We start from the raw sequence: 13,385 nt of genomic DNA, 5'->3' as shown, positions 1-13,385 counted from the left end.
AAATCATGCCCCTTTGGGTGGCCCTGTGCCGCCCACCGCTTTCTGCCCGGCCCCATCGGCCGCATCTCGAGGTATGTCATGACCCAATCCGAGCGAACCCCGGCTGCTTATCAGGCCCAGTTAGCGGCCAAGGCCCAGCGCCTGCAGGCCCTGTTTGCCGGCTTCAATCCTCCTGCCCTCGAGGTCTACGCCTCCCCGGCCGAGCACTATCGGATGCGAGCCGAGTTTCGCCTCTGGCATGAAAAGGATGACCTCTACCATGTGATGTTCAATCAGGAGAGTCGCGAGCGCATCCGGGTCGATCAGTTCCCGGCCGCCAGCGCCCTGATCAACCAGGTGATGCAGCCCCTGCTGGAGGGCCTGCGCCCGGTCAAGGCGCTGCGCTTCAAGCTGTTCCAGATAGACTACCTCTCCACCCTCTCCGGCCAGCTCTGCATCAGCCTGCTCTATCATCGTCGCCTCGACGACCAGTGGCAGGTTGCCGCCGAGGTGCTGCGTGCCAGCTTGCAGGAGCAGGGTTTTGACGTGCGCATCATAGGTCGGGCCCACAAGCAGAAGATCTGCCTGGGGGAAGAGTTCGTGGTCGAGACCCTGAAGGTGCAGGGTCGGGAGTTCATCTACCAGCAGGTGGAAAACAGCTTCACCCAGCCCAACGCCGAGATTAACCAGCTGATGCTGGGCTGGGCCCAGGACGTGACCCGGGGCAGCGAGGGGGACTTGCTGGAGCTCTATTGCGGCAACGGCAACTTCTCCATCGCCCTGGCCCAGAATTTCCGCAAGGTGCTGGCCACCGAGATCGCCAAACCGAGCGTGGCCTCTGCCCAGTTCAATATCGCCGCCAACTGCGTGGAGAACCTGATCATACTGCGCATGTCCGCCGAGGAGTTCACCATGGCGATGCGTGGCGAACGGACGTTCAATCGCCTGGAGGGCATAGATCTCGCCGCCTACCAGTGCAACACCATCTTCGTCGATCCCCCCCGCGCCGGGCTGGATGAGGCCACGGTCAAGCTGGTGCAGGAGTACGACAACATCCTCTACATCTCGTGCAATCCGGATACCCTGATCGACAACATGCAGGCCCTGGGAGAGACCCACGAGGTGGCCCGCCTCGCCCTGTTTGATCAGTTCCCCTGGACCCATCATATGGAAGCGGGCATCTACCTGCGTCGCAAGGCGGGCTGATGCCACAGGGGACACATCGATCCCCCTCGACAGGCATAATGACAACAGGGCCCGCGGGCCCTGTTTTGATTAGTTATCCCGGTGCAGAGCGCTGGCGCAGCCGTTATGCTGGCGACAAGCGCATTCGCGCCATCGCCGGGGACCACGCCGCCATGCCACGCGTTCTGTTTGTTGAAGATGATCCCGAGATAGGCCAGCTCATCAGCAGCTGGCTCGGCCGCCACGATATCGACGTCCTGCTGGAAACCCGGGGCGATCTGGCGCTGGCCAGAGCCCTGGCCGAGCGGCCGGATCTGGTGCTGCTCGACATCATGCTGCCAGGGTTGGATGGTCTCTCCCTGTGCCGGGATCTGCGGCCACGTTTTGCCGGCCCCATCGTCATGCTCACTTCGCTGGACAGCGACATGAACCAGATCCTCAGTCTGGAGCTCGGGGCCAACGACTACATCCTCAAGACCACGCCGCCCCCCGTGCTGCTGGCCCGGCTGCGAGTCCAGTTCCGCCAGCAGGGGCAGGTGCCGCAATCGGCCGCCCTCATCACGCCGCCCCAGCGCCTGCAATTCGGTCGCCTGCGCATCGACGGCCCGGGGCGGGACGTGCGCCTCGATGGCAACAGCATCCCGCTCTCCACCAGCGACTTCGATCTCTTGTGGGAGCTGGCCTGCCATGCGGGCCAGATCCTGGGGCGGGAGGCGCTGTTTCGCAACCTGCGCAGTCGCGACTATGACGGCCAGGACCGCAGCATGGATGTCGCCATCTCGCGCCTGCGTCGCAAGCTCGGCGATGACACCACCCATCCGACCCGGATCAAGACGGTACGCCAGAAGGGCTACCTGCTGGTCCCCCAGGCCTGGGACTAATCGGGCGCCTGGCGGCCCAGTGCCGACGGCCAGCCCCCACTTCTGCCCAGAGGAAGAACGCCCATGCGCCGCCTGTTTATCCAGTTCTACCTGCTGCTGATCGGCTGTTTCACCCTGGCCATCCTGCTGATCGGCCTGGTCTACCAGGTCAGTGCCGAGCGGGCCGGTGACCGCTATCTGGAGCGGATGATGCAAGGCAGCCTCGGTCTGCTCACCGGTGAACTGGCTCGCTTGCCTCCAGAGCACTGGCCCGCCCGCATGACGGAACAGAGCCGTCAGCTCGCCCTGCCGTTGCAGACAGGCGCCCTCACCAGGCAGCCGCTCGCCAACGAGGATCAAGCCTTCCTGGCAGCAGGCAACATTGTCATCGTCGAGGAGGATGACACCTTCTTGCAACGCATCCCCGGTACCGACCAGGCTCTGATCGTCGGCCCGGTGCCCTACCTCTCCTACCTGCACGAACTGCACTGGGTCGACATCGGCCTGTTGCTGCTCATCGGCCTCTCCCTCGGCCTGCCGATCCTGCTCTGGCTGCGTCCCCACTGGCGCGGCCTGCAACGTCTGGAAGAGAGCGCACGCCGGGTGGGCGCCGGGGATCTCTCCAGCCGCACCGGCTTGGCCCCCGGCAGCAGTCTGGGCCAGGTCGGTCGGACCTTCGATAACATGGCCGAACAGCTGCAAGCCATGCTGGCCAGTCGCAAACAGCTGACCGATGCCATCGCCCATGAGCTGCGCACCCCGCTGGTCAGACTCCGTTACCGGCTCGCCATGCTGGATCCACAACCGGATGACGCAGAGCAGCAGGGGCTGGAGCGCGACCTCGGCGCGCTGGATGCCCTCATCGAGGAGATGCTCACCTACGCGCGGCTCGATAGGCCCGAGCTGCCCCTGCAATGCAGCGAGGTCGAGCTGGACGACTGGGCACAGAGCCGCCTCGTTGACTGGCAGGCACTGCGGCCGGACAGACGACTCACCCTCCAGCGTCCCGCCCATCCCCTGCCCTGGCGCGGCGACATCCGCCTGCTGGACAGAGCGCTGGAGAACCTCATCGGCAACGCCCTGCGCCATGCCACCAGCCGGGTGAGCCTCACCATGAGTCGGCAGCAGGATCACTATCTGCTGGAGGTGAGCGACGACGGCCCCGGCATAGACTCTGCCCTGGCGCCCCAGATCTTCGAGCCCTTCGTGCGGCTGGATCGCAGCCGGGACAGGCGCACCGGCGGCGCGGGCTTAGGGCTCGCCATAGTGCGCAGCATCGCCCGCCACCATGGCGGCGAGGTACAGTTGCTGCCCGCCGAGACGGGGGCCCGCTTCTGCCTCAGGCTGCCGGTACATTTGGATACAAACCGTCACCAGCCACTCACTGAAACGGATCGGGAGCAGCCTTAGGATGACGTCCATGGAGAAACGCTCCATGTCATCAAACCGAACGAGGAACTGGAATATGAAAAAGCTGATCCCCCTGAGCCTGGCTGCTCTCTTCGCCCTGACCTCCGGCTTCACCATGGCGGCCACCCCGACCAAGGCCGCCGCCCCTCACGCGACCCAGACCAAGGTGGTGAAAAAGCATCACAAGGCGGCTCACACCGCCGTCGCCCCTGCCAAGGTCAAATCCGCTGCGGCGGCACCCAAGGCCTGATCGCCACGGTTCGGCGTCACCTTAAGCGAGAAGGGGCCCCATCACGGGGCCCCTTCTGTTATTTCCAACCTGACAACCTGGGCTCAATCCAGCATGTAGTCAACCGGCAGCGCAATGCGGGCTACCCCGGAGGCTACCGCGGCCAGGGCCACGGCACGGGCCACCTTGGGCAGCAGGCGGGCATCCATCGGCTTGGGAATGACGTAATCCTTGCCAAAGCTGAGCGCATTCACCCCGGCGGCGGTCAGCACCTCGGCCGGTACAGGCTCCTTGGCCAGGGCGCGGAGCGCCTCTACCGCAGCCACCTTCATGGCATCGTTGATGCGGCTGGCACGCACGTCCAGGGCACCGCGGAAGATGAAGGGGAAACAGAGCACATTGTTGATCTGGTTCGGATAGTCGGAACGGCCCGTGCCCATGATGAGGTCATCGCGCACCCCGTGGGCCAGGGCGGGCTTGATCTCGGGATCCGGGTTGGAGCAGGCGAAGATCACCGGGCGCGGTGCCATCAGGGCAACCGCCTCGGCCGGCAGCACATCCGGGCCGGAGACGCCGACGAACACATCTGCCCCCTCGATCACCTCCATCAGGGTGCGCAGCGGCGTGTCGTTGGCGAAGCGCTGCTTGTACTGGTTGAGATCGGTGCGACCTGCGTGGATCACCCCCTGGCGGTCGAGCATGAAGATGTTCTGTGGCTGGGCGCCGCAGGTGATCAGCAAGTCCATGCAGGCGGTGGCTGCCGCGCCCGCACCCATGCAGACGATGCGGCTCTCAGGCAGGCTCTTGCCCTGAATGTCCAGGGCGTTGAGCAGGCCGGCAGCGGTGACGATGGCGGTGCCATGCTGGTCATCGTGAAACACAGGAATGTCGCAACGGGCGATCAGCGCTTGCTCGATCTCGAAACACTCCGGCGCCTTGATGTCTTCCAGATTGATGCCACCGAAGGTGTCGGCGATGGCCGCCACAGTGTCGATGAACTGCGCGCTGGTCTCGTGCTTGACCTCGATGTCGATGGCGTCGATGCCGGCGAAGCGCTTGAACAGCAAGGCCTTGCCCTCCATCACCGGCTTGGAAGCCAGCGGCCCCAGATTGCCCAACCCCAGGATGGCGGTGCCGTTGGAGATGACGGCAACCAGGTTGCCCTTGCCGGTGTAACGATAGGCATCATCCGGATTCGCGGCTATCTCGCGCACCGGCTCGGCCACGCCAGGGCTGTAGGCCAGCGCCAGATCCCGCGCCGTCTCGGCCGGTTTGGTGAGGGCGATGGCAATCTTGCCGGGAACTGGTTGAGCGTGATAATCGAGCGCTTGCTGACGCAGATCGGACATGGGAACCCCGAGGCAATGGATGAATTAAGGGAGAAAGCGTGACTCGCCCTGGGCGAGGGGCTGGGATCATAAAGAAAAGAGCGGGGCTTTCCCAGCAGAAAATATCGCCAAATTGCTGTTAAGCCCATACTCAACAGCAATCCATGCTGGCCATAACTACCCATTTAGTCGTAGATGTGGTTTCAGTCCATCACGGGAATGCCGACCAACTCTTCTGCCTGGCGCGCCAGCGCCTCCGTCATCCCCTGGAAAATAAACAGATGGAAGGGCAGCATGGCGAGCCAGTAAGCCAGCCCCCATGCCCCCTGCGGGTGCCAGTGAGCCGCAACCGTCAGCCGGGTCAAGCCGGAGGGTTCGGGGGTGATAGAAAATTCGAGCCGCCCCACCCCGGGCGCTTTCATGTTGAACAGCAACGCCAGCCTGCGCCCCTCTTCCACGCCGATGATCTGCCAGGAGTCGAGCATGTCTCCCTTCACGAAACGGTCCGGGTTGGTGCGCCCACGGGTCAGGGCCGGGCCGCCGATGGCCGCATCCATCCACTCCCGAATGGCCCAGAGGCTATTCATGTAGAAGTAACGCTGCTCTCCTCCCAGCCCTTGCAGCACCTGCCAGAGCGCCTCAGGAGGTGCCAGAGAGAGAGCGGTGCCGCTGGCCACCCTGTCATAGAAGCCGTACTCGGGATGGCGCCAGCGCAGTCCCAGGGGCGTCTCTTCCCCTTGTTGCTCGGCACCCAGCCTCTGCTCCAGCGCCAGACTCTCGGTCAGCGCCTCGTCGAAGCTGAGCAGGGTCTGGGGCAGCAGGGCTCGCAGGGGGCCATCATCGGCCGGGATGTCGTGCTTTAGGCCACCGACCAGGGCCTTGGCCACTGGTTGGGGCACCGAGGTGGCAAACTGCAGCCACCAGGCGGAGAGCCGCGGGGTCAGCAAGGGAATGGGAATGATGGGGCAGCGTTTGCCGATATGGGCGGCGAAGCGCTGCAACTGCTGCTGGTAGCTGAGCAGCTCCGGGCCCACGGCGTTGAGCACCTCGCCATCAACCCCTTCGGCCTCCACCAGACCGCCGAGGTAGTGGAGCAGGTTGGAGAGGGCGATGGGCGGCGTGCGGGAGCGCACCCACTTCGGCGTGACCATGAGCGGCAGGTTGAACACCAGATCCCGCATCACCTCGAACGCCGCCGAACCGGGCCCTATGATGATGCCGGAACGCAACTCCACCGTCGGCACCCCGGAGGCACGAAACAGCTCGCCGCAGTGGCGGCGGGAGTTGAGGTGGCGACTGTTGCACTGTTCAGGCTGGATGGCGCCCAGATAGATGATGCGGCGCACCCCGGCGGCATGGGCGGCGGCGGCAAAATTCTTCACCCCCTGCTGCTCGAGGCGATGGAAGTTGGCACCGGCCCCCATGGCATGCACCAGATAGAAGACGGTATCCACCCCGGCCAGGGCTTCAGGCAGGCTATCGGGCTTGAGCACATCGGCCAGGCGGAACTCAACCCCGGCAGGCAGGCGACAGGGGCGACGGGCCCCGGCGATCACCCTGTGCCCCGCCTCCTGCAAATAGGGCACTAAATGAGATCCGATATAACCGGCCGCCCCCATCACCAGACAACTTCTCATCCCGACGCTCCTTAGATCTCAACCCACCCCGTCATGGCCCTTGCCATGATCCGCCCCTCACCATAGGGTAATCCGGACCAATACAGAACGCCGGGCAACAAAAAAGGCGCCCGATGGGCGCCCTTTTCAGGATTCTTCAGAAGTAAGATTACTTCTTGGCAGTCAGACCACCGAAACGCTTGTTGAACTTGTCTACGCGGCCGCCGCTAGAAACTTCTTTCTGCTTGCCGGTATAGAACGGGTGGCAGGCGGAGCATACGTCCAGGCTCAGATCTTTGCCCAGAGTAGAGAAGGTGTTGATGACGTTACCGCAAGAACATTTGCAGGTGATGGCGACGTACTCAGGATGGATATTAGCTTTCATGGACAACCTCAATTATCAGGCCGTGTCGCCATCCGATCTCTTGTCGGACACCACACGATTGTTGAACACAGTTTCAAAGGCTGCGAATAATATAGGAAATGCCTGATAGCAGGCAAGTGGCTTCGCAGAAAAAATAGGCAACCCTTGGTGGATTCATCGCAAACGCTTGATCTGGTTCGTGTCGCAGTGCCGGTTCCTCTTCGCCGTCATTTCGACTATCTCTCCCCCCTGCCCCTGCCTGCGCCCGGTTGCCGGGTCGAGATCCCCTTTGGCCCCCAGACCCTGGTCGGCCTGGTGGTGGATCACCCGGCCGAGAGTCAGGTGCCCCGCGCCAAGCTCAAACCGATAAAACGGGTGCTGGACAGCGAGCCGGTGCTGGGCCCGGACATACTGGCGCTGATGGCCTGGAGTGCCAACTACTACCAGCATCCCCTGGGAGAGGTGCTGCCCCACGCCTTGCCGGCGCTGGTGCGCAAGGGGGAACCCACCGCCTACCGCGAGCTGGAGTTCTGGTTTGCCACCGAAGCCGGGATGGCAGTCGATCTCAACGAGCTCAAGCGCGCGCCTAAGCAGCAGCAAGCCCTGGCCCTGTTGCGCAAGGGACCCCAGACCCCCTCCGCCCTCAAGCTCGAAGAGATCCAGAGTGCGGCGCTCACCGCCCTGGAGAAGAAGGGGTTGCTGGAGAGACGCAGCCTGGAGCCGAGCCATGAGGGGGACTGGGCGAGTCGCTTCGAGGCGGGGGAGGGGCTGCGCCTCAACGGCGAGCAGGCGCTGGCGGTCTCCGCCATCACCAGTCAGAGCGATCAGTTCGGCGCCTTCCTGCTCGATGGCATCACTGGCTCGGGCAAGACCGAGGTTTACCTGAGCATCCTCGAGCCCCTGCTCAAGGCGGGCAAACAGGCGCTGGTGATGGTGCCCGAAATTGGTCTCACCCCCCAGACCATCAACCGCTTCCGGCGCCGCTTCCAGGTGCCCGTGGTGGCGATGAACTCAGCCATGAACGACAGGGAGCGGCTCGACGCCTGGCTCGCCTGCCGCGACGGCGGCGCCGCCATCCTGATCGGCACCCGCTCCGCGGTGTTCACCCCGTTCAAGAACCTCGGCATCATCATCATCGACGAGGAACACGACGGTTCCTTCAAGCAGCAGGATGGTTTTCGCTATCACGCCCGGGATCTGGCGGTGATGCGGGCCCATCGCGCCGGTATCCCAATCCTGCTCGGCTCTGCCACCCCCTCGCTGGAGACGCTGCACAATGCCCGCACCGGCAAGTACCACCACCTCAGCCTGACCCGGCGCGCCGGCAACGCCCAGACCGCCCGCCAGGTGATCCTGGACATCAAGAGCGTGCGGCTGCAGGCCGGGCTCTCCCCCCAGCTGGAGCAGCTGATGGGGTCGCACCTGGCGGCCGGCAACCAGGTGATGCTGTTTCTCAACCGCCGTGGCTATGCACCGTCGCTGATCTGCCACCAGTGCGGCTGGAGCGCCGCCTGCGAGCGTTGCGATGCCTGGTACACCTGGCATCAGGCCGGACGGCGGCTGCACTGCCACCACTGCGACAGCGTGCGCCCGCTGCCTCATAGCTGCCCGGAGTGTGGCAGCAACGAGCTGATCGGTTCAGGGGTCGGCACAGAACAGCTTGAACAGCTGCTCACTACCGTTTTCCCCCACTACCCTGTGGTGCGCATCGACAGGGACAACACCCGCCGCAAAGGCGAGCTGGAGACCCATCTCGGCGACATCAAGGCGGGCAAGTACAAGATCCTGATCGGCACCCAGATGCTGGCCAAGGGCCACCACTTCCCGGACGTAACCCTGGTGGGTCTGCTGGATGTGGATGGCGCCCTGTTTTCCGCCGATTTTCGCGCCGCCGAGAAGCTGGCCCAGCTCTACACCCAGGTGGCGGGCCGGGCCGGTCGCGCCAGCAAGCCCGGGCTGGTGGTGTTGCAGAGCCACCACCCCGAGCACGCCCTGCTGCAGGACTTGACCCAGAACGGTTACGGCCACTTCGCCGACACGGCGCTCAAGGAGCGCCGCCTGCTGGGGTTGCCGCCGTTCAGCTATCAGGGACTGTTCCGGGCCGAGGCCACCGGCCGGGACGAGGTGCAGCTGTTCCTCACCCGCCTCGCCGATACCCTGCGCAGCGCCCGCTATCCCCATGTGCAGGTGCTGGGCCCCATCAGCGGCTTCATGGAGCGCAAGGCGGGCAAGTTCCGGATGCAGCTGCTGGTGCAGGGGCCGAACCGGGCCCCCCTGGCCCAGCTGCTGGATTGGGCGGTGAAGGAGCTGGATGGCTGGACCGAAACCAAGAAGGTGCGCTGGAGCCTGGACATAGATCCCACCGAACTCAATTGAGCTAAGTTAAGCGGGCCCAAGGGGTTAAGGGTCGCTGGGACCAGCCCCAATCCCATATTGCCAAGCAGCAAGCCCGCCTCGTCATTGGCTATGCTCAAGGGCCAAATGCACGTTTTTCGCCGTGAGTCGGGTCTATTGACCCATAACTGACATCTGATGCGTATATAGCTCTCTTTCGATAACCAGAATTCAGACAAGGAGTCAGAGCGTGATCCCAGCCACTCTTAGCGTGACCACCACGGAGCTGCCCGAGCCGACCCGTACCCTGTTGCTGACCGGTCAGGATCCGGAGGTCAAACGCCGTGAAATTCTCACTTATTTTTGTCAGACCTTCGATCTCTATGACAGCCTGTTCGATTGCCTGGCCGACCCCCGAGCCTGGTTCAGCAAGGCCATCTCCCTGCGCCATCCGCTGATCTTCTATTACGGCCACACGGCCGCCTTCTTCATCAACAAGCTGCTGGCCGCCCGCCTCATCGAGAGGCGTATCGACGCCGACATAGAGGCCATGGTCGCCATCGGCGTCGACGAAATGAGCTGGGACGATCTTGACGAGACTCACTATGACTGGCCCAGGGTGGAGGCGCTGCGCAGCTATCGCGGCAAGGTGCGCGCCCGGGTCATCGACTTCATCAATCAGATGCCCATCACTCTGCCCATCGACTGGCAGAGCCCGGCCTGGGTGATCCTCATGGGCATAGAGCATGAGCGCATCCACCTCGAAACCTCGAGCGTATTGATCCGCCAGCTGCCACTGGACTGGGTGCGCAGCCAGCCCTATTGGCCCGCTTGCCAACGGGCGCGCCACCACCTGAGCGAAGTGCCAGGCAACAGCTTGTTACCGATAACCGGGGGCCAGATAACGCTAGGCAAGCGCGATGATACCTATGGCTGGGACAACGAATATGGCACTCGCAGCCTTGACATCGAGGCCTTCCAGGCCAGCCGCCTGCTGGTGAGCAATGGCGAATACCTTGCCTTCGTGCAGGATGGCGGTTATCAGACGCAAACCTGGTGGGATCAGGAGGGTTGGGGCTGGCGCCAATACGCCGGGGCCCAGATGCCCAGCTTCTGGCTCGGCGAACTGGCAAGCCCCGATCAGCTGCAACTGCGGCTGATGACCGAAGTGGTTGCCATGCCCTGGGACTGGCCGGTAGAGGTCAACCAGCTGGAGGCTGCCGCCTTCTGTCGCTGGAAATCGGCCAAGACCGGGCTGCCCATCCAGCTGCCGAGCGAGGCGCAGTGGGCACGGCTACGGGAGCAACTGGCTGGGGATCAACCCGATTGGCATCGGGCCCCTGGCAATATCAATCTGGCCGGTTTCGCCTCCCCCTGTCCGGTCGATATGTTCCCCCAGGGTGAGTTCTGCGATCTGGTCGGCAACGTCTGGCAGTGGACAGGCACCGCCATCGACGGCTTCGAGGGATTCCAGGTTCACCCTCTCTACGATGATTTCTCCACCCCCACCTTCGACGGCAAGCACACGCTGATCAAGGGGGGAAGCTGGATCTCCACCGGCAACGAGGCGCTCAAATCGGCTCGCTATGCCTTTCGCCGCCACTTCTTCCAGCATGCGGGTTTCCGCTATCTGGTCTCCCGCTATCAGGAACCCGTCATAGTGAACCCTTACGAAACCGATGCCCTAGTGGCCCAATATCTGGATTTCCAGTACGGTCCCAGCCATTTTGGCGTGGCCAACTACGCCAAGACCCTGGCCGATATCGCCAGCGAACTGTGCAGCAACCGCCAGAGGGCGCTCGACATAGGCTGCGCCACCGGCCGCGCCAGCTTCGAGCTGGCCCGCCACTTCCAACATGTGGATGGAGTGGATTACTCGGCCCGCTTCATCGATGTCGCCCTCTCCCTTGCCAAGCAGGACAGCTTTCGTTACGCCCTGCCCCAGGAGGGAGACCTGGTGCAATATTGCGAGGCGCGTCTCACCGAACATGATCTCGGCCCCGCACAGGCCGCGCGCATCCACTTCAGCCAGGGGGATGCCTGCAACCTCAAACCAAAATACGATCACTACGATCTGGTGCTCGCCTCCAACCTTATCGATCGGCTGCGTGAGCCTGCCCGCTTCCTGCGCGACATCTCACCCAGATTGCGTTCCGGCGGTCTGCTGATGCTCACCAGCCCTTACACCTGGCTCGAGGAGTACACCCCCAAGGCCAACTGGCTAGGTGGTGTGCGTGAGAATGGTGAAGCACTCAGCACCCATCAAGCACTGCAACGCTTGCTGGCCGCGGAGTTTGAAGAGCTATGCGAACCACGCGATATTCCCTTCGTCATTCGCGAGACGGCCCGCAAACATCAGCACACCCTTGCCCAGCTCACCATCTGGCGCAAGCGCTGATCCCCCCTTCGCTCACATCCGGATAACAAAAAGCCCCGCTCGAGCGGGGCTTGCTTTCTAGTCACTCGCGGCCATCGGCCAGTGCGGCATGAGCACCACTACCCTCTCGGTAGCGACGCGCCAGCACGGCGCACACCATCAGCTGGATCTGGTGGAAGATCATCAGTGGCAACACCATGACTCCAACACTGGCGGCTGGGAACAGCACATTGGCCATGGGCACGCCGTTTGCCAGACTCTTTTTGGAACCGCAAAACACAATGGTGATCTCATCTGCTCGGCAAAAACCAAGCCGACGACTGATCCAGACGTTCCAGGCCAGTATCAGGGCCAGCAAGAGGCAGCTCAGCAGCACTATGCTGCCCAGGTCATACCAACCTACCTGATGCCAGATACCCTGCACCACAGCCTCGCTGAAGGCCGTATAGACCACCAGGAGGATGGAACTTTGATCCAGCTTGCCGATCAGTGGTCGGTGGGAGTCGATCCAAGAAGCGATCAGTGGTCGAGAGAGATGACCTACCACGAACGGTAACATCAACTGCACCATGATGGACTGGATGGAGTGCCAGGTGTCCACCTCCGCGCCTTGCACATCGATCATCAGGCCCACCAAAATTGGGGAGAGGAAGATGCCAAGTATGCTGGACGCCGAGGCACTGCACACAGCGGCCGAGACATTGCCCCCCGCCATTGAGGTGAAGGCAATCGCCGATTGCACCGTTGCTGGCAGCGCACAGAGATAAAGAAAACCGAGGTAGATGGCCGGGCTCAGCCACTGGGGGACCAGGGGGGTAAGCAACAGCCCCAGTAGCGGAAACAGCAGGAAGGTACTGGCCATCACCACCAGATGCAACCGCCAGTGACCCAGCCCGGCGATGAGGTTCTGCCGTGACAACTTGGCGCCATGCATGAAGAACAACAACGCCACCGCCAGCTTGGTGAGGGTGGCAAACCAGAGGGCCAGCTGACCTTCACAGGGGAAGAAAGAGGCCAGACTCACCACCAGGATGAGCAGACAGGTAAAGGGATCCAGACGCACAGACAACCTCCATCAGAGTCACCTCATCCGAAATGAGGTCAGAGAACCGGGGCTCAGAGCCTCGGTGACAGGGGGATCAGCTTAACCGGATGGAGGGGGATGAGAAAGAGACGAAACAAGGTGAGGCGATTCATGTGCAGAAAGCAAAAAGGCCTCCCGCATGGGAGGCCTCTTCTAAATAGGTGCCTGACAGTGTCCTACTCTCGCATGGCGAATGCCACACTACCATCGGCGCTACCGCGTTTCACTTCTGAGTTCGGCATGGGATCAGGTGGGTCCACGGCGCTATTGCCGTCAGGCAAAAGCTGTATCACTAACTTAAAACTGGTGCTGATACCCAGAGTCGAACTGGGGACCTCATCCTTACCAAGGATGCGCTCTACCAACTGAGCCATATCAGCACACTAACCGGTAAAGAACACACTGTGTGCGTTATCTCAATCTGTTGTCCGCAACAACCTGACGTTGTTACACGACCAGTCACATCGCTGTGACCGTAATTAGGAGCCTGGCAGTGTCCTACTCTCGCATGGCGAATGCCACACTACCATCGGCGCTACCGCGTTTCACTTCTGAGTTCGGCATGGGATCAGGTGGGTCCACGGCGCTATGGCCGCCAGGCAAAAACTTCATCCGGAAA

The 13,385-nt window shown here is 62.7% G+C and carries 10 protein-coding genes, 1 tRNA gene and 2 rRNA genes; 6 read left to right on the top strand and 7 right to left on the bottom strand.

The window, feature by feature from the left end:
- The first annotated feature begins 78 nt into the window (after positions 1–78).
- The 4 genes from trmA to BN1130_RS13165 all read left to right on the top strand — a co-directional run bounded on the left by trmA (position 79) and on the right by BN1130_RS13165 (position 3,684).
- Positions 79–1,185, top strand: a complete 1,107-nt coding sequence (gene trmA, locus BN1130_RS13180) for a tRNA (uridine(54)-C5)-methyltransferase TrmA (protein WP_042042524.1) — start codon at positions 79–81, stop codon at positions 1,183–1,185.
- A 152-nt stretch (positions 1,186–1,337) separates the two neighbouring features.
- Positions 1,338–2,045 (top strand): two-component system response regulator RstA, encoded by a 708-nt coding sequence (gene rstA, locus BN1130_RS13175; protein ID WP_042042665.1) that lies wholly within the window; start codon positions 1,338–1,340, stop codon positions 2,043–2,045.
- 63 nt (positions 2,046–2,108) lie between these two features.
- A complete protein-coding gene (gene rstB, locus BN1130_RS13170; RefSeq protein ID WP_042042523.1) occupies positions 2,109–3,434 on the top strand; it encodes a two-component system sensor histidine kinase RstB in 1,326 nt (441 codons plus the stop codon).
- A 55-nt stretch (positions 3,435–3,489) separates the two neighbouring features.
- Positions 3,490–3,684 (top strand): hypothetical protein, encoded by a 195-nt coding sequence (locus BN1130_RS13165; RefSeq protein WP_042042522.1) that lies wholly within the window; start codon positions 3,490–3,492, stop codon positions 3,682–3,684.
- 83 nt (positions 3,685–3,767) lie between these two features.
- On the opposite strand, the gene BN1130_RS13160 is transcribed toward BN1130_RS13165, so the two are convergent.
- The 3 genes from BN1130_RS13160 to rpmE form a co-directional block, all read right to left on the bottom strand.
- Complete coding sequence (locus BN1130_RS13160) at positions 3,768–5,012, bottom strand: malic enzyme-like NAD(P)-binding protein (RefSeq protein ID WP_042042521.1); 1,245 nt, start codon at positions 5,010–5,012, stop codon at positions 3,768–3,770.
- Positions 5,013–5,194: 182 nt separating this feature from the next.
- The gene (locus tag BN1130_RS13155; protein WP_042042520.1) at positions 5,195–6,628 is read right to left on the bottom strand and encodes a DUF2867 domain-containing protein; all 1,434 of its coding nucleotides are present in this window, start codon (positions 6,626–6,628) and stop codon (positions 5,195–5,197) included.
- A 148-nt stretch (positions 6,629–6,776) separates the two neighbouring features.
- The gene (gene rpmE, locus BN1130_RS13150; RefSeq protein WP_042042518.1) at positions 6,777–6,992 is read right to left on the bottom strand and encodes a 50S ribosomal protein L31; all 216 of its coding nucleotides are present in this window, start codon (positions 6,990–6,992) and stop codon (positions 6,777–6,779) included.
- A 147-nt stretch (positions 6,993–7,139) separates the two neighbouring features.
- On the opposite strand from rpmE, the gene priA reads away from it, so the two are divergent.
- Positions 7,140–9,347 (top strand): primosomal protein N', encoded by a 2,208-nt coding sequence (gene priA, locus BN1130_RS13145; RefSeq protein ID WP_042042664.1) that lies wholly within the window; start codon positions 7,140–7,142, stop codon positions 9,345–9,347.
- Between the two features lie 208 nt (positions 9,348–9,555).
- Complete coding sequence (gene ovoA, locus BN1130_RS13140; protein WP_042042517.1) at positions 9,556–11,703, top strand: 5-histidylcysteine sulfoxide synthase; 2,148 nt, start codon at positions 9,556–9,558, stop codon at positions 11,701–11,703.
- A gap of 61 nt (positions 11,704–11,764) precedes the next feature.
- Here ovoA and BN1130_RS13135 read toward each other — a convergent pair whose 3' ends face one another.
- The 4 genes from BN1130_RS13135 to rrf (BN1130_RS13120) form a co-directional block, all read right to left on the bottom strand.
- Positions 11,765–12,745: a bile acid:sodium symporter family protein gene (locus tag BN1130_RS13135; RefSeq protein ID WP_042042516.1), complete on the bottom strand. Its 981-nt coding sequence runs from the start codon at positions 12,743–12,745 to the stop codon at positions 11,765–11,767.
- Between the two features lie 184 nt (positions 12,746–12,929).
- Positions 12,930–13,044: ribosomal RNA gene (gene rrf / locus BN1130_RS13130) — 5S ribosomal RNA — on the bottom strand.
- Between the two features lie 26 nt (positions 13,045–13,070).
- Positions 13,071–13,146 (bottom strand) — tRNA-Thr (locus tag BN1130_RS13125).
- A gap of 105 nt (positions 13,147–13,251) precedes the next feature.
- Positions 13,252–13,366: ribosomal RNA gene (gene rrf / locus BN1130_RS13120) — 5S ribosomal RNA — on the bottom strand.
- Positions 13,367–13,385: the final 19 nt, after the last annotated feature.

The sequence above is a fragment of the Aeromonas rivuli genome, assembly GCF_000820045.1.
Lineage (GTDB): Bacteria > Pseudomonadota > Gammaproteobacteria > Enterobacterales > Aeromonadaceae > Aeromonas > Aeromonas rivuli.
Note: the sequence above shows the minus strand (reverse complement) of the source record. Positions and strands in the feature narration are given on the sequence as shown.

Bases quoted from the DNA above. Each gene is read 5' to 3' on its own strand.
- trmA (WP_042042524.1), top strand. From the start codon at position 79: ATGACCCAATCCGAGCGAACCCCGGCTGCTTATCAGGCCCAGTTAGCG.
- rstA (WP_042042665.1), top strand. From the start codon at position 1,338: ATGCCACGCGTTCTGTTTGTTGAAGATGATCCCGAGATAGGCCAGCTC.
- rstB (WP_042042523.1), top strand. From the start codon at position 2,109: ATGCGCCGCCTGTTTATCCAGTTCTACCTGCTGCTGATCGGCTGTTTC.
- BN1130_RS13165 (WP_042042522.1), top strand. From the start codon at position 3,490: ATGAAAAAGCTGATCCCCCTGAGCCTGGCTGCTCTCTTCGCCCTGACC.
- BN1130_RS13160 (WP_042042521.1), bottom strand. From the start codon at position 5,012: ATGTCCGATCTGCGTCAGCAAGCGCTCGATTATCACGCTCAACCAGTT.
- BN1130_RS13155 (WP_042042520.1), bottom strand. From the start codon at position 6,628: ATGAGAAGTTGTCTGGTGATGGGGGCGGCCGGTTATATCGGATCTCAT.
- rpmE (WP_042042518.1), bottom strand. From the start codon at position 6,992: ATGAAAGCTAATATCCATCCTGAGTACGTCGCCATCACCTGCAAATGT.